The organism is Microbacterium sp. (assembly GCF_036566905.1).
In the GTDB taxonomy this organism is placed as follows: domain Bacteria; phylum Actinomycetota; class Actinomycetes; order Actinomycetales; family Microbacteriaceae; genus Microbacterium.
Map to the genome: position 1 here is coordinate 16,779 of NZ_DATCVK010000028.1, position 15,531 is coordinate 32,309.

General features: G+C 66.6%; 15 protein-coding genes and 1 tRNA gene. 10 read left to right on the plus strand and 6 right to left on the minus strand.

The genetic code is table 11. The features are described 5' to 3' along the window. Positions 1–187: 187 nt before the first annotated feature. The 3 genes from radA to VIP82_RS02815 all read right to left on the minus strand — a co-directional run bounded on the left by radA (position 188) and on the right by VIP82_RS02815 (position 4,011). Positions 188–1,558, minus strand: coding sequence for a DNA repair protein RadA (gene radA / locus VIP82_RS02805; protein ID WP_331905768.1), 1,371 nt, complete (start codon positions 1,556–1,558; stop codon positions 188–190). 64 nt (positions 1,559–1,622) lie between these two features. Beyond that, positions 1,623–2,573, minus strand: a complete 951-nt coding sequence (locus tag VIP82_RS02810; RefSeq protein ID WP_331905769.1) for an L-lactate dehydrogenase — start codon at positions 2,571–2,573, stop codon at positions 1,623–1,625. Between the two features lie 67 nt (positions 2,574–2,640). Then, positions 2,641–4,011: an MFS transporter gene (locus VIP82_RS02815; RefSeq protein WP_331905806.1), complete on the minus strand. Its 1,371-nt coding sequence runs from the start codon at positions 4,009–4,011 to the stop codon at positions 2,641–2,643. Positions 4,012–4,190: 179 nt separating this feature from the next. On the opposite strand from VIP82_RS02815, the gene VIP82_RS02820 reads away from it, so the two are divergent. The 4 genes from VIP82_RS02820 to VIP82_RS02835 all read left to right on the plus strand — a co-directional run bounded on the left by VIP82_RS02820 (position 4,191) and on the right by VIP82_RS02835 (position 6,604). After that, positions 4,191–5,036 (plus strand): class II glutamine amidotransferase, encoded by an 846-nt coding sequence (locus VIP82_RS02820; RefSeq protein WP_331905770.1) that lies wholly within the window; start codon positions 4,191–4,193, stop codon positions 5,034–5,036. A gap of 77 nt (positions 5,037–5,113) precedes the next feature. Further along, positions 5,114–5,204: transfer RNA gene (locus VIP82_RS02825), tRNA-Ser, on the plus strand. Positions 5,205–5,793: 589 nt separating this feature from the next. Beyond that, a complete protein-coding gene (locus tag VIP82_RS02830; protein ID WP_331905771.1) occupies positions 5,794–6,204 on the plus strand; it encodes a DUF4279 domain-containing protein in 411 nt (136 codons plus the stop codon). 157 nt (positions 6,205–6,361) lie between these two features. Continuing rightward, positions 6,362–6,604, plus strand: a complete 243-nt coding sequence (locus tag VIP82_RS02835) for a hypothetical protein (RefSeq protein ID WP_331905772.1) — start codon at positions 6,362–6,364, stop codon at positions 6,602–6,604. A 106-nt stretch (positions 6,605–6,710) separates the two neighbouring features. Here VIP82_RS02835 and VIP82_RS02840 read toward each other — a convergent pair whose 3' ends face one another. Next, positions 6,711–7,211: a hypothetical protein gene (locus tag VIP82_RS02840; RefSeq protein ID WP_331905773.1), complete on the minus strand. Its 501-nt coding sequence runs from the start codon at positions 7,209–7,211 to the stop codon at positions 6,711–6,713. A gap of 279 nt (positions 7,212–7,490) precedes the next feature. On the opposite strand from VIP82_RS02840, the gene VIP82_RS02845 reads away from it, so the two are divergent. The 4 genes from VIP82_RS02845 to erm all read left to right on the plus strand — a co-directional run bounded on the left by VIP82_RS02845 (position 7,491) and on the right by erm (position 11,311). Further along, entirely contained in the window at positions 7,491–8,057 is a 567-nt protein-coding gene (locus VIP82_RS02845) for a hypothetical protein (RefSeq protein WP_331905774.1), read from the plus strand. Positions 8,058–8,333: 276 nt separating this feature from the next. Then, complete coding sequence (locus VIP82_RS02850) at positions 8,334–9,119, plus strand: hypothetical protein (protein WP_331905775.1); 786 nt, start codon at positions 8,334–8,336, stop codon at positions 9,117–9,119. Positions 9,120–9,153: 34 nt separating this feature from the next. Beyond that, positions 9,154–9,768 (plus strand): hypothetical protein, encoded by a 615-nt coding sequence (locus tag VIP82_RS02855; RefSeq protein ID WP_331905776.1) that lies wholly within the window; start codon positions 9,154–9,156, stop codon positions 9,766–9,768. 730 nt (positions 9,769–10,498) lie between these two features. Further along, positions 10,499–11,311: a 23S ribosomal RNA methyltransferase Erm gene (erm, locus tag VIP82_RS02860; protein WP_331905777.1), complete on the plus strand. Its 813-nt coding sequence runs from the start codon at positions 10,499–10,501 to the stop codon at positions 11,309–11,311. 1,337 nt (positions 11,312–12,648) lie between these two features. Here the strand turns inward: erm and VIP82_RS02865 are convergent. Together VIP82_RS02865 and VIP82_RS02870 are read right to left on the minus strand one after the other, a co-directional pair. After that, positions 12,649–13,041, minus strand: a complete 393-nt coding sequence (locus tag VIP82_RS02865; RefSeq protein WP_331905778.1) for a hypothetical protein — start codon at positions 13,039–13,041, stop codon at positions 12,649–12,651. A 71-nt stretch (positions 13,042–13,112) separates the two neighbouring features. Further along, complete coding sequence (locus VIP82_RS02870) at positions 13,113–13,424, minus strand: hypothetical protein (RefSeq protein ID WP_331905779.1); 312 nt, start codon at positions 13,422–13,424, stop codon at positions 13,113–13,115. A gap of 281 nt (positions 13,425–13,705) precedes the next feature. Between VIP82_RS02870 and VIP82_RS02875 the strand changes: the two genes are divergently transcribed. Together VIP82_RS02875 and VIP82_RS02880 are read left to right on the plus strand one after the other, a co-directional pair. Next, positions 13,706–14,512: a hypothetical protein gene (locus tag VIP82_RS02875; protein WP_331905780.1), complete on the plus strand. Its 807-nt coding sequence runs from the start codon at positions 13,706–13,708 to the stop codon at positions 14,510–14,512. Positions 14,513–14,592: 80 nt separating this feature from the next. Further along, positions 14,593–15,183, plus strand: a complete 591-nt coding sequence (locus VIP82_RS02880) for a hypothetical protein (protein ID WP_331905781.1) — start codon at positions 14,593–14,595, stop codon at positions 15,181–15,183. Positions 15,184–15,531 lie beyond the last annotated feature (348 nt).

A 15,531-nucleotide genomic window follows, 5' to 3' on the forward strand; every position in this document is an offset into this window, starting at 1 on the left:
GGTGGTGCTCGGGTTCGTCGATCCGGCACGTCGCCGGCGGCCTCGCGGCCGCTGAGGCCCGGCGGCTGAAGCGCGGGGCGCTGAGGAACGGCGGCCACACGGGGGTGCCGGCGTCGCGCGGCGGCCTGGGGTTCCGGCGTTGTGGCGGTCTTGAGGACCTACGCTGCCGCTGAAGCGCCGGGTCGGCTCAGAACTCGGGGACGTCTTCCCCCGGTCGCCCCTTCGCGCGGGTGCGCACGTCGTCGAGGGCACCGCGCAGGCGGCCGGAGCGGTCGTCGATGAGGTCGCGGTAGCCGAGCCGGGCCGCTTCGGTGCGCCGCTGCGCGGCCTGCGTGACCGGCCGGATCTCGCCCGCGAGGCTCAGCTCGCCGACGGCCGCGATGTGCCGCGGGATGTTCCAGCCCTTGACCGCTCCCGCGACCGCGAGGGCGATGGCGAGGTCGGCCGCCGGCTCGACGAACCGCACGCCGCCGACGGTGGAGACATAGACGTCCTTGTCGGAGGTCTTGATGTCGACGCGCTTCTCGAGCACCGCGAGCACCGTCGCGACCCGCGCCGCGTCGACGCCGTTCACGATGCGGCGGGGGTTGGGCGACTTGCTGTCGATCGTCAGCGCCTGCACCTCGACCGGGAGCGCACGACGCCCCTCGAGCGCGATCGAGACGCACGTTCCCGGCTCGGTGCTGCCGTGGCCCAGGAACAGCGCACTCGGATCGGGCACCTCGGCGATGCCGGCGCCGGTCATGTCGAAGCAGCCGACCTCGTCGGTCGGGCCGAAGCGGTTCTTGAGCGCGCGGACGAAGCGCAGCGACGTCTGCCGATCCCCCTCGAACTGGCACACCACGTCGACCAGGTGCTCGAGGATGCGGGGTCCGGCGATCGAGCCGTCTTTCGTGACGTGGCCGACGATGATCGTCGGCAGCCCGCGCTCCTTCGCGACGCGGATGAGGGTCGCCGCGACCTCGCGCACCTGCGACGGGTGGCCCGCCATGCCCTCTGACAGCGCCGACGACACCGTCTGCACCGAGTCGACGATCAGCAGGTCGGGTGCCACCTCGTCGACGTGGCCGAGGATGGTCGCCAGGTCGGTCTCGCTCGCGAGGTACAGCTCGTCGTGCAGCGCGCCGGTGCGCTCGGCGCGAAGGCGCACCTGCGCCGTCGACTCCTCAGCGCTCGCGTACAGCACACGGCGCCCTGCGTTCGCGGACCGCGCTGCGACCTCGAGCAGCAGCGTGGACTTGCCGACGCCGGGCTCGCCCGACAGCAGGATCGCGGCGCCCGGCACGAGTCCGCCGCCGAGCACGCGGTCGAACTCGCCGACGCCGCTCGTGCGCCGCGGAGCATCGGACGTGTCGATGCGGGTGATCGGCTGCGCCGCCCGCGCGGCACCCGGCGACACCGGGGTGATCGAGCGCAGGATGCCGGTCTGCTCAGCGGCCTCGACCACCGTTCCCCACTGCTGGCATTCGCCGCAGCGCCCGACCCACTTGATGGTGGTCCAGCCGCACTCGGTGCACCGATAGGGCGCGGTCTGCGTCGGGCGTCTGGCAGCGGGCATGTGGCCAGCGTACGGCGGGGGCACGACATGACCCCGACGGCGGGCCGGGCGGCCGGGGTGTCGATCAGCGCAGCGAGTCGGCGACCTGCTTCAGCGCATCGGCGGAGGCGTGGAACAGCTCGAGCTCGTGCGGGTCGAACTGGGTCTCGCGGACCGGCACCGCGCCGGCCGCGCTCACGATCGACGGCACCGAGAGTGCGACGCCGTCGACGCCGTGGAAGTCGCGCAGCACCGGCGAGACGGGCATGACCGCGCGCTCGTCGTTGAGGATCGCCTCGATGATGCGGGCGCTGGACAGGCCGATCGCGTAGTTCGTCGCGCCCTTGCCCTGGATGACCTTGTAGGCCGCGTCGCGCACGTCGATGGCGATCTGGTCGAGCTCCTCGACGGTCAGCCGGTCGCCGCGGGGCGTCACCCATTCCAGGATCGGGACGGTGCCGATCGTCGCCTTCGACCACAGTGGGAACTCGGTGTCGCCGTGCTCGCCGACGATGTAGGCGTGCACGCTCGACGTCGAGACGCCGGCGCGCTCGGCGAGCTTCCACCGGAGGCGCGAGGTGTCGAGCACCGTTCCCGACGCGAAGATGCGCTCGGACGGCAGTCCCGTGTCTTCCTGCGCCAGCACGGTGAGGACGTCGCACGGGTTGGTCACGATGACGTAGATGGCGTCGGGGGCGACGCTGAGCAGCTGCGGCATCATCGTCTTCATGATGCGGGCGTTCACGCCCGCCAGCTCGATGCGCGTCTGGCCGGGGTCCTGCTTGGCGCCGGCCGTGATGACGACCACGTGCGAGCCCTCGACGACCGAGAGGTCGCTGCCGCCGGTGATGTCGCTCGAACCGGTGAACTGCGTGCCGTGGGCGAGGTCGAGGACCTCGGCCTCCACCTTCTGGGTGGCGATGTCGTAGAGGGCGACATGGCGGGCGGAGCCGCGGATCAGCGCGGCATACGCGGCGCTCGAGCCGACGCTGCCGGCTCCGACGATGGTGACTTTCGAGTTCTCGATGACGGCCATGTGGCCAGTCTTGCAGGGGGCGGTGCCTACGCCCACTCCGACCGCCGGGTCGCGGCATCCGTCGTCGTCAGAGGGAGGGTGGGGCGGTGACCGTGCGCTGCGGATTGCGGATGCCGAGGAACGACGTGACGCCGCCCGCGATCATGAGCGCCGCGGTGACGATGGCCGCGCGGTGGAAGCCGTCGAGGTCGAGGCTGCCGCCGACGATGGTGGCGAGCAGGGCGACGGCGATGAGTCCCGCGACGCGCGCGACGGCGTTGTTGACGGCGGACGCGATGCCGGATCGTTCGGGCTCGATCGCGCCGAGGATCGCCGAGGTCAACGGCGCGACGGTGAGGGCGAGGCCGGCGCCCATCACGATCATGCTCGGGAGGATCTGCCACCAGTACGAGAACTCGGTGGTCGTCGTGAGGAGCAGCAGTGCGCCGATGCCCATCGTGATCGGGCCGACGGTCATGAAGAACCGCGGACCCCACCTGCCGCTGAGCGCGCCGACGCGCGAGCTGAACAGGATCATGAGGATCGTCATGGGCAGGCTCGCCAGTCCCGCGAGAGTGGCCGGCAGCCCGGCGCCCTCCTGCAGGTACACGACCACGACGAGGCCGTTGAGGGCGAGTGCTCCGTAGATGAACGCGGTCGCCACGTTGCCCGTCCAGAAGTTGCGCACCCGGAACAGGTCGAGTGGCAGGATCGGGTGGCGCGTGGTGCGCTGGCGGAGGATGAACGCCGCGAACATGCCGGCACCGATCACGAGCGTCAGCCAGATGACGGGGGAGCCCCAGCCGAGGTTGGGCTGCTCGATGAGGGCGTAGACCATGCCGCCGAGGCCGAGGGTGCACAGCGCTGCGCCGATCCAGTCGATCGATGCTCCCGGATGCCGGGTGTCGCGAAAGCCGCCGCGCGCCAGCAGCACGAGGGTCACGGCGATCGGCACCACGTTGATCAGGAACGCGAGCCGCCACGACACCAGGTCGACGAGCACGCCGCCGATGAGCGGGCCGACGATCATGGCGGAGGTCGTCATCGCGGTCCAGATGCCGATGGCGCGGCTCTGCGCGGCACCGGTGAAGTTCGACGTGATGAGCGCGAGCGAGCTCGGGACGAGGAACGCGCCTGCCGCGCCCTGGACCGCGCGGGCGACGATGAGGAACTCGGCCGTGGGCGCGGCCGCGATCGCGATCGAGGCGATGCCGAAGCCGATGAGGCCGATGCGCAGGACGAGCACGCGGCCGTACGCGTCGCTGACCGAGCCGGCGACGAGGATGAGGGCGCCGAGCGTGATGAGGTAGGCGTCGACCACCCACTGCTGCGTCGTGATCCCGCCGCCCAGCTCCTCGCTGATCGAGGGGAGGGCGACGTTCACGATCGTGCCGTCGAGGAAGGCGACGAACGACCCGAGCACGGCGATCCACAGCACCGACCGCTGGATCGCGGTCATGCGGCCGACCGGCGCCGACGTGCCGGAGGCAGGCTGATGATCGGTCACCAGCCCACGCTAGACCCGGCCGACGACACCGAGGGCCGCTTCGCGGGATGCGGGTATCGGCCGGGAGCGCACCGCCCTACGATGGCGGCAGCGCCGCGCTGCGGTGTCGACCGACGACTTCGGGAGCTGCGATGTGCCGCTGGCTGGCGTACACGGGGGAGCCGCTCCGGCCGGCAGCCCTCATCCTCGACGCGCAGCACTCGGTCGTCGCGATGGCGCAGAACTCTCCGCTGGGCGCGGAGACCGTGAACGGCGACGGCTTCGGCTTCGGCTGGTACCCCGTCGCGGATGCGGATGCCGCCGGGCCGCGGCATCCGTCCGTCTTCCGCAGCATCGAGCCGGCGTGGAACGACCAGAACCTGCGCGAGATCAGCCGGGCCGTCGTGAGCCCGCTGTTCTTCGCACACGTCCGTGCGGCGGCCGGCCCGCCGATCCAGCAGACGAACTGCCACCCGTTCCGTCACGACAACTGGCTGTTCATGCACAACGGCGCCATCTCGCAGTTCGGGCTGATCAAGCGCGAGCTCGCGCTCGCCGTGGACCCGTCGCTGTACTCGCTGATGCAGGGCACGACGGACACCGAGGTCCTCTTCCACCTCGCGCTGACCCTCGGTCTCGCCGATGACCCGATCGGCGCGGTCGGAGCCGCCGTCCGCCGCGTGGAAGAGGCCGGCCACGCCGCCGGCGTGCAGTTCCCGATGCAGGGCACGCTCGCCGTGTCGGACGGCGAGACGCTGTGGGCGTTCCGCTACTCGTCGCAGGGGCGCTCCCGCTCGCTGTTCCACTCGGCCGACGTTCCCACCATCCGGGCCATGTACCCGGACGCCGACCGGCTCTCGCTCTTCGGCGACCACGCGCAGGTCGTCGTGTCGGAGCCGCTCAACGACCTTCCCGGCGTCTTCCTCGAGGTCCCCGAGTCGACCGTCGCGGTGCTCGACCCCGAGGGGTATCACCACGAGGCCTTCCTCGACGCGTGAGGCCGGCATCGCCGGCGCTGTAGCGGAGGTGCTGCGCCGATTCGCGGCATCCGCCCGCGTGTCGTAAGCTTGTCGGCGGTGACGTGTCCGAGCGGCCGAAGGTGCAACTCTCGAAAAGTTGTGTAGGGTAACCCCCTACCGTGGGTTCAAATCCCACCGTCACCGCCATTTTGGGCCAGATCGACGTCCTTCTCGGACGGTCTCGATCTGGCCCATTCCTTTTGGTTCCGTCTCGTTCCGTCTCGGATGTGGGCACGGCCGTGGTCAGGGCTTTTCTCACGCCGGCGGTCCCGGTCGGGCCGTCGGCATGAGGCGGAACGAGAACGACTCAGACGCGTCGAGAACGATCGGCGCGGACGTCGAATCGGCCCGCACATGAACCTTGCCCACACTTTGCCCACAACACTTCACGTGAGTAGATTGCCCACCGGAGATCGACGTCTCATGTCCACCCGTGTCCGCCGCAGGGTGAGTGTCAGCGACCCAAGACTGCGCCCGTTTCTCACTAGACGTACGTCTGGCCGGACGTTTAGCGCTCCTGAGCGCGCAGCATCACCGGGCAGGGTAAACGTGCATCCATGCCGTTCTCAAGGCGCCAGAGCGGGTGGAGCGCCGGCGGCCGGCACAGCGGGGGAGCGGTTAACGCCCGTCAGGCACCGCAGTTCGCGTTTTGCGCGCAACCGGTTGGGGATGAGCTGCGGAGGACCGACCTGCGTGCCGGTCGGGACGGGTGTGCGACTACACCTATGCTCGGCTCATGATTCAGTCCGGCCGAGCGTCGCTGGTTGTGCTTTCTACCGACACTGAGCCCGCCGCCATATCGGCGATGCTTGCGCTTACGCCGACCAGAGTCGAGCACAAAGGCACCGTGGCGCCCTCTGGTCGCGTCCGCGAGAACCACGCCTGGTCGATCGACGTCGATTCACTCGCAAACACCGGCGCCGACCAAACCGGTACGGGAGCCCTGCGAGCGCTTCTCATGCGCAGCGATCCGGCGTTCGGGCGGGTCGCGAACCTGCCGAAGGATTGCGATGCCCGGATCCTGTGGTCAATGGACTCAGACTCGACCCAGGGCGGGTTCGTTCTCCCAGTGGATTTGACCGACAAGCTCTCGGAGCTCGGTGTCGATGTCTACGCAACGGTCTACCTGGATGACAGTGACGAGTAACCCCACGGGGTCGTCGGCGCGCGTTGGCCGACCGGTGATCGCGCGTCGGCCAACGTCTGGTTAGCGACCGACCATCGGGCTCGCGTCGCACTCCATCCGCGCCTGCGTGCGCGGCACACTGTCCTCGCCTCTTCACCTCGCGGCGTCCGCTTCGGCCATGGATCTCGCGTCACGATTCAAGCAGCTCGGCGTGCCCCACTCCGTCTTTAGCATCGGGGCAGACGAGAACGAGAGGTACTGCCTTGTCGAAGAGTCCGATGGCTGGCACGTCTACTACAGCGAACGCGGCAGGCGAAACAACGAACGTGTGTTTGCTGAGGAGTCCGAGGCGGCCGCCGAGCTCTGGCGAGTGGTCACGAACGACGGAGCCGTCAAAGAGCTCTTGAGAAACAAGTCGTGAGCCCAGTGTGCTGCGTAGCCCGCCCGAGGAACGACCGGTCAGCGCGCGGTGCGAAAGGCTACGCCGAGAATTGCGCGATGCCCACCAGGGCGCCGGCAGACGATTCCTAATCACCGGGACGGTCATCACCGGGCCTCGAGTACAGTTCGATTCCGCCGGGCTTCAGCACGTCCCAGGGGTCGTAGAGCTTCTCACCGTCACCCCGCAGAGCGTCGATTAACTCCAGGACGCGCGGCCGCTTGAAATAGTGCGTCGCCTGGAAGATGACGCTGGTGAACGTCGTGCCGTCCTCGAACTCGAAGCGCAGCCCGTACTCGGTCATCGACAGCCGCGCTATCTCCGCTACGTGGGCCAGTCTCACCTGCGTCCACCCACGGAGGACAAGCGCACCGTCTCGCCGCAGGCGGATGGCGGGCCACAGCGCGAGGAACGGCACAACGACGACGAACCCCACCGCGGCCGCCCATGTCAGCAGGCCCTCGTTGCCCCTGATGCCGAGGACGCCGAACAACGCGACCCAGCCAACCGCCTGGAGCACGCAGCCCGCTTGAATCCAGAGGCGCACCCGCCACGTCTTCGAGCGGTACACGTCGGGCGCTTGGGTCACGTCGTCCATTCTCGGTGAGGAGCGCTCTGGAGCCACCCAGGTATCCACAGCGGGCGGGCTTTCCCGGGTCGTGCGTGGCCACGTGAGGTCCTTGCGGGGGACCGCGTGACCCGCTTCCTCACTAACGTCCGCCGAAAGTGAACGCTTAGCGTCTGCTCGGCGCAGGACTCTCGGAGGACATGGCGGGTTGGTATGCCTTCTGGGAACGTCACGAGGATCGCTGGCGACCCGGACCCTATGACGCTCGGACACCGGGAAAGGCGAGCTACGCTTCAGGGCATGCCCGCCGACACGACCGCACCGTTGGCGGTGCTCGGCACCCACTGGACAGAGTGTGAACAGTGGGAAACGAAGTGGCGGGGTTTCCTCCGCATGCGTCCGGAGTTCGTTCCTGCTCCTCCGCTGCGGTATCTCGACTGGACGATTGACGGCGTACCTTTGCGTGACCGACTTACGCTTGCGGACGGCGCCGAGTGCCCTGACATCACCTTTATGACCGAGGGCGGCGAGGGCGACCCGTTCGTTATCGAAAGCCTGCGAGCGCTCCTGCTCGAGAGTGAGTCGGGGTTTGATCCATGGGTGCAGTTCACGGACGGCAGGGCGGGAATCTATTTCTGTGCTGGGTGCGGCGACCTCGCCTGCGGGGCTGTGAGCGCGGACGTGAGGTATACGGAAACCACCGTGGAATGGCGCGACATTGCCTACCAGGGTGGTGGCATCAGTGATGACGGGATGACCGAGGCTGTCAACGTTGAGGAGGTGCCATCGTTCAGCATCACGTTCGATCGCGCCCAATACGAAGGAACGGTGAGAGCCCTCCTGGCCGAATGGGGCGACCAAGCATAGGCCAAGCCGTTCCGTGCCCGCGCCGCACGGCTTCGCAGCGAGGGCGCCGCGTTCGCCGACGTCGTCGTCGTCGAGCAGAAGCGTGGCGGACGTCCGTTGCACCACCGGTGATGGCTCGTCGCGAATCGCGAACTTCGACGGGCCGCTTCCGCGCATGGACCGTTCGCCGACCGGCTTTCGAACGTGATCTGGATGGAGTCGGCCATCGGTGTCGCCGTCGCCACCCGCAACGTTGCATGCTCACTGTGACCTTGAGCTGCGGTCTATGCTCTTTCGGTGACGAAGAGGGTCAGGGTGCGGCGAGACGACAGCCCACTCTCGCCAGGTGCTTACTGGCTGCTGCTCGCGTGGTCTCCGGCTGTCATGCTCGTCGGGATGGCGGCCGGCGCCGTCCTGATCATTCGCTCGATCTTGGTGTGGGGCGTCGGTAGCGACGAGTACCAGTTCGGAGTGGACATCCCAATGTCGGCCGGCGTGCTCGTGGTCTGGGTGGGAGCTGTGGCGCTGATGCTACTGCCACCCCGAGGGGTGCTCGCGCTCCGGTCGGGCCCCTTCGATTCGTCGCGGCTGTTGGTGTGGCCGCTGGGCCGACGGTTCCGGATGTGGAACATGCTCGCAGCTCCCGTCTGCGGTCTCCTGGCCGCCTTCGCACCGTTCCCCATCGCGACCGCCTTAGGCTCGAGCTCAGGCATTCCCGTGAACCTTTGGATCGCTCTGCCGTTCGCGCTCGCCCTGACGCTGCTCGGCGTCGGGCTGGTGGGGCTCGTCTTACGCAGCGCTCTGCACGGTGTCGAACTGACGCCGACACACCTGATCGCCCGCGGCTATCTCTGGACCCGGCGTTACCCGAGGCACGAGATCGTGTCCATCAACGCCGTGGCCCTCAAGTTCTGGCCCAGTGCGCTGCTTGGGATGCTCATGAACCGCGACGTCGAGTACACTCTGCAACTATCCCTGGCAGGCGGGAGGGAACCTCTCCTACTCGCCAGCAACTCGCACGAAGCCGACGTCAACGCCGGGGCCGACATCATTCGAGCATGGCGATCCGCCCACGCGAGTTAACCCGCACGGCTGACGACCGGCATCCGCACGCCGAATGACGGCCCTGCGGACAGTTCGCCGACGCGTGTGTGACGATGATTCGGTGGCCGACGAATCTGCCGATGCGGGTGGCGAAGTGATCATGTGGACGGGGGCACCTGACCCGCGGAGGCTGCTCACCATCGCGGATGCATGGCTGCTACCGCTCGGCGTACTCGTCCCAGTGGGCGGGATCGTGATCTCCCTACAAGGTCCAACGGCTCCGCATGTCGTCAGCGTGATCATTTGGACGTCCGTCGGGCTGTTCCTCCTGGCCGGTCGATTCGTCGTCAAGTCGCGACTCAAACGTCGAACCCGCTACGTCATAACCGACCGCCGAGCGCTCATCCTCCGATCAGGAAAGACCCTCGTCTTCGAACTCACCCCGACTGCCGCACACGTCGAAGTCGAACGGACCGAACGTCACGTCACCATAAAGTTCACCAACGACAACCCCCGCTCGTACGGCGTAGCCGGCAGCGAGTTCGCCGCCAACGCCGGGCTGGACTTCCTGTACACGCCGGGACAGACTGCGCGCTTCGCCTTCTACGACGTGCCACGAACCGCGCAGTTAGATGCCGTACTCGACGACTTCGTCCGCAGGGCGCGCGTCATCGAAGGGATCGCATAGGCACACGAGTCCGGCCCTGCCTCGCACAACGCCCGCTCACGGACCGCGCATCGTGCACATTCGATCAACTCGATCAGCCCGTCGACTACCGGTTCACCGACGTCCTGATGCATGCGTACCCGAGGTAGAAGAACCCAACCCTCATGCACCCGGCTCAGGCGTCAGCCCGTACCTCGCGCCAGCGCCGCATCATATGCGTGTACCACGCAATCGCTACGACTCCCGCCGGCATGAATAACCATGATCCGAGCGGCGGAAACAGGACTGACAGCACCGTGGCCGCGGCGATTAGCACCGCTACCAGGACGGTGTACGTGAGTTCCCGACCCGGGTGCGTAATCACTCCGAACCAGGTCGTTGGTGTCCCGCGGCTGACTGTCATGGACCGATTCTGCCTGTCAGAAACACATCCGGGCGATCTTGCGCGGGCCCACGTGCGTTGGTGGACCCTCTTTCGTCGCTGACCGTCCGGGAATTGCCGAGTCCGGAGTGGTGTAGCTGATCGTCACCGGGCTACGCTCGAGGTATGGGAACGATCTGCAGCGCGCCGATGATGGCGTGCGCGTTCTATATTCGCGACCGCCGCGCCTGACGGCGCGTTCGCTGGTTTCCGCGTAAGCGCGCCGTCGTCCGGAGTTCTCGCACCCCGGCCGCGCGTCCCCTCCACCCCTGAGCCGACTGCTCTTCGACGCCTGTGGCGGGGTGCTCCACTTCTTTCTCTGGAGCGCTCATGCGAAACCGATCTACCCACCCCTCTTTCCGTCCCGGAAGTCGTTCAGTGCACGGGGGCCGTCACGAACTTGGCCAGAACTTCCTCATCCACCGCCCCACGATTCGGGGCATCGTCGATCTCGTCGCGGCGACGGAAGGCCCGATCCTCGAAATCGGCGCCGGCGACGGAGCGTTGACCGAGCCGCTGGCGAGTCTCGGACGCGACCTCACCGCGATCGACATCGACGAGCACCGTGTGCGCATGCTCCGGCAGCGCCTGCCGGAGATTCGGGTCGAGCGCGCCGACGCGTTGCGGCATCCTCTCGATCGTCCGGTGCTGGTCGGCAATGTGCCGTACCACCTGACCACCCCTATTCTTCGACGAATGCTCGCGCGCTCCGGCTGGCACCACGCCATCCTGCTGACGCAGTGGGAGGTGGCGCGCAAGCGCGCCGGCGTGGGGGGCGCGACGATGATGACGGCGCAGTCGGCTCCGTGGTTCGAGTTCGCACTGCATGGCCGCGTGTCCGCCCGGCACTTCCGTCCCATGCCCAGTGTGGACGGCGGCATCCTGGGCATCACCCGTCGTGCGTCGCCTCTCGTGGACGCCCGCGATCGTGGGCGGTACGACCGGTTCGTGCGCGACATGTTCACCGGAGCGGGCGGGGACCTGACCGCGATCCTGCAGCGGAGCGCCAAGCTCAGTCGCCGCACCGCGCGGATGGTGCTGCATGGTCTCGGCGTCGCCGACAACGCGCTGCCGCGTGACCTGCGCCCGGGGCAGTGGGCTGCTCTTTGGGGAGAGGTATCGGGCAGAGACCACTGCGGATAGCTTCGCGCGATCCCATAAGACGAAAGCCAGATCCGGTAAGGCCTGCGCGATTCTCCACCTGGTAGAGCAGTTCCATGCGCGGAGAGCGACCGTCAACCGAGAGCCGCGAGCGCACTACCCGCGACGCGCGTCGGCCGACTACTGCCAGCACGAGGACAAACGTGCTCAGGGCGCCGATCAGCATCCATGCCCAGGTCTCATCGACGCCCATCCGCGGCCCGCGTCGGCCACCACCGAACGCTGCGAAGACCATTGCCACACCCGCAAAGAGTGATGACCAACGAAGTCCCACACAATATCGAGCCGCCTGGGTTTCACCCCGGTGCGGGCTCGCCACGCACGGCGGCCGTTGTCGGTATCGCTCATCGCGTCTGACTCAATCTGCACACGATCACCATTGGCCGACACTCATCCGGTGTCGCCGGCGGACAGGGCACATCCTCTCGAGGCAGGCATGCAAGGCGCCGAGGACTGCTGCTCAACCTTGGGGTTGAGTGATATCCGGAATTGCACCCAGCGCAGTCTTGAAGTAACTGCTAAGAGCAGAGTCCGAGTACTTTCCGGCACCGATGAATCTCAAGTCATTCTGGTGGGCCCATGCTCGCCACTCGGCCGAAGACGAAAAGGATCGCGCGTACTTGGCTCGGTGCGGCCAGTGCCTAGACACGATGAGCAGCTCCACCGTTTTTCCTCCGGTAATCAGAACAAGAAAGTGGCACTCCTTGAACTGCCCAGACGCCACGATACCGACCCACGAATCACCCTCGCGCAGCTTGGGAACCTGGGCCAGCGAGTTGCGAAACGACTCAGATGTCGAAGGGTAAACGCGACCCTGTGAGCGCGCGTGGCGGCGCGTCAGAGCCGCGACCCCGAGGAGAATCGGGGCAGCGAGCACATAAAGGACGACTTTGAGCCAAGCCTCGCCGGGTGACAGCGCGAGGACGGGAGCCGCGACGATGTAACCCCACAAGAAACCTGATCTCAGTGCGTAGTCCAGTAGCGACTTCAGAACAACCTCCTAACTGTCGCTGTCGGATAGACGTTCGACCCTAGGTCATACACTCCCTTGACGAGGAAGACGGTGCCGACAGCGTGACGGACGTTGTCCACAGAGGACCATCGCCGTTCCGTCCGATCCTGCCGCTTCGCGGCTGCCTGTCATGTTGCCACAGGCCGTCGGGGCACTGGAGTCGATCCCTTCGGCCAGCAGCTACCGCGGCAGCGTCGCCGATTGGCGCTCGCAGAGCGACCGACTTGCGAACTACGGACGATGGCCGACGTCACTTGGGCCGTCCCGCCCCGTGACGCCGACTGCGATAGGCGGTACCGCCGTTGCTCTAGAGAATTACGACGAGAACGCCCACCATCAATGCTGCGATCGACACCCCAAGTGCAACCGCACTCGTCGTGAATGCGGCGATGCGTGCTCGTCTCGGTTCGTAAACCCTGCCTGAGTAGGCAAGACATACTGCGCCGCCAACCACCCCAGCGACCGCGAAGTACAGGCTCAATATCCATGGCATTACAACTGGCGTCGACTCGATCAGTTCGCCCATTGAACCTGCGGCGATCTGTGCGGCCCAGAGAACAAGCAGTCCTGCGCAGCAGGCTGCGAGTGCGGAGACTATCGCCCACCCCACTACGCGACCGACCGGCACGGGAGGCCTGAGCAGTCCTTCGGGGTTGAGCACGCCACGATCATAGGGATCGAAGCGTGCGAGCTCGGTCACGATCTCGCATCATGATCGTGATCTCAGAGGGACGGGCTTGCGGGCGCTCTGACCTAGCGTCGGGGCAATTGTCACGACACTTCATCCTCGAGGTGCTCCTGCTTGTCGGCATTACCGAGATCGACTAACCATGTCTCGAGCTCGCCCGCGTGGCCAGCAGATTCAATTCCCGCCCTTGAGAACAGCTTCTTGCTCGGGTGGTTCCTCCAGTGGATCTCGCAGAAGAAGTCGCGATAGCCGTCTTCCACGCGAAGCGGATCTGTAGAAGTCGAGTCCAGTGCGTGCACTAACGCTTCGTCGGCTTCGCGCTCACCTTTGAGGCGGTGCTCTCGCGCTACTACCCGAATGTAGAACGACTTCTCCACAAGGATTGGTTCTGCCACACCAACCTTCGTTCGCAGCGCGGCGTTACACCAGCACGCAGTGGCCCGCGCCCTCATGCCACCCGCGTCGTGGGTGAGACCAGAAGTTGCGTGCCGCAGTTTGAACAGACCATTATGGCCACATGGTGGGGGCCGTAAGCGATGAGTCGGCACCGCCCGCGCCGATAAGCTCGACCGGTATCGGAGATACTGCGGGCCCTTCGTTGGGGAGGTCGGCCCCACCGAAGCCGGCGATTTCGGCGGCCACGGCTGCAGCTCAGCGTAGCGAGGCGACCGGACGGATGGGTGCAACGTCTAGTCGCGACGCCGATAGCACAAGGCCCCGCCGCCGCGACCGGCCTCAGTTCGTCATCGAAGTCTCAATGCTTGTGCTGACAATAATCGGCATCGTGTTCTCCGCGTGGGCCTTCTTCGGCAAGACCCCGGCACAATTGGCTGATTCTGCTGACTCGTACACCCCGGCACCGGTGGTCACGGCTGAGCCAGCCCCCTCGCCCGAACCGTCGGCGCCACCCGTCCACGTCGGCTGGGGGCCGGAGCGCGATACGTTCACTGTCTCAACGCCCGCTCCGTATGCAATTCTCAACTCCATCACGGACCACCCCGACGTCGGCGACGAACGCAACTTCGTTCGCATCCGGCAGAAGGGTGAAGGCAACTACACAGACTTCATCCGCGTCGCACCCGGTGATCGCCTTCAGCTCTCCGTCTACGTCGGAAATGACGCAGCAGACAATCTTGACGGAAGCGCCGCTACCATCCACGGCCTTCAGGCGGACTTCGACATCTTCGACCCAGGGCAGGACATTGGGATCTCAGTTGTGCTCAGTGGCAAGAATGCGGCAGAGGTATGGGACGGAGCCACAGTTCTGGCCGATGAATCGGTGGAACTACACCCGGTCGCTGGCACGATGACCATGCTCACCAACTCCGGCAGGTGGAGCATTGACATGGGATCCGAGCTCCACAAGGTCACTCTCGGCTGGGACCGACCCGATGGTGAGTTTCCCGTGGGGTACGCCTCAGATGGCAAGTACCGCGGGATGGGATACGTCACGGTCGAACTGCAGGTAGAAGCGGCGCGTTAGCGGACCGCTCAGCGGGCCGCGGGCCGGAACCGGGCTTCGCGGGTGCGTGGCCCAATCGAACGTGATTGCACAATGGAACCGTGAGGGATGTACCCGAGGGATGGTTCGCCGGGGCGAGAGCCGCGACGGATGGTGATGCGCGCTTTCTCCTTCGTCTGCGCGAGCTGACGCCGAGGTTGACAAAGGCCGGTCTATCGGCCGACAAGTCCCTGGGTGAATCTTGGGCCGCCGGACCATTCGTCGGCGTCGAGCTCGACCACCTCATCGCGCCGTTGCGCTGGTTATGGGTCACGTATCGAGACACAGTCGAGGCCGGCTTGCTCGCCTGCGCATGGGGTGACTACACGCGTTTCGATGACTGGGGACCGATCGACGGCAACGTCTACGCGACCGATCGGAGGCCGGGGGCTGATTTGCACTCGGGGGCGACGCCCGAGCGCGCCGCTGAAGCGGCTGTGGTATGGATCAGTGAACAGGCACACCGCGGGGTTCGTCGAGAGGAATGGGATGGCCGTCGCCCGCGGACGCGATGGTCATTCACTGACACCGGCGGCGTCCTATGGGACACGCGACCATCGCACTGGCGCCGCGACCACCCACCGAACACCACCCAAGTCGAACAAGCATCGCCCGACGATGCCCGCGATGCAGGAGGCACCACGCCTCATTGACCCGAGAGTGCAGTACCGAAAGCCGATCCCTCACGCGCGAACTATTGGTACAGGAAACGCACGCGTGCTGAGGGACCCGGCTACGCGCGGGCCGGGAGGGGTCCGTCCTCGATGTCCCAATCGTGCGTCTGTGGCCAGCGCGGAGGAATGTCTCCGGTGGTGCGGCGATGGAGGTTTCCCTCTTTGTCCGGCCAGACGTGAAGCACCCTGTGCACCTCCGGCCACATGGGGCCGGCGATCCATTCGACGGGGTTGATCGCGGCTAGGACTATCCGCCAGGCGGGTGGTGAGACCAGGTGGCGCATTGTGAGGCGGTCCGGGGACAGTTCCAGCACCGACCATCCGTCG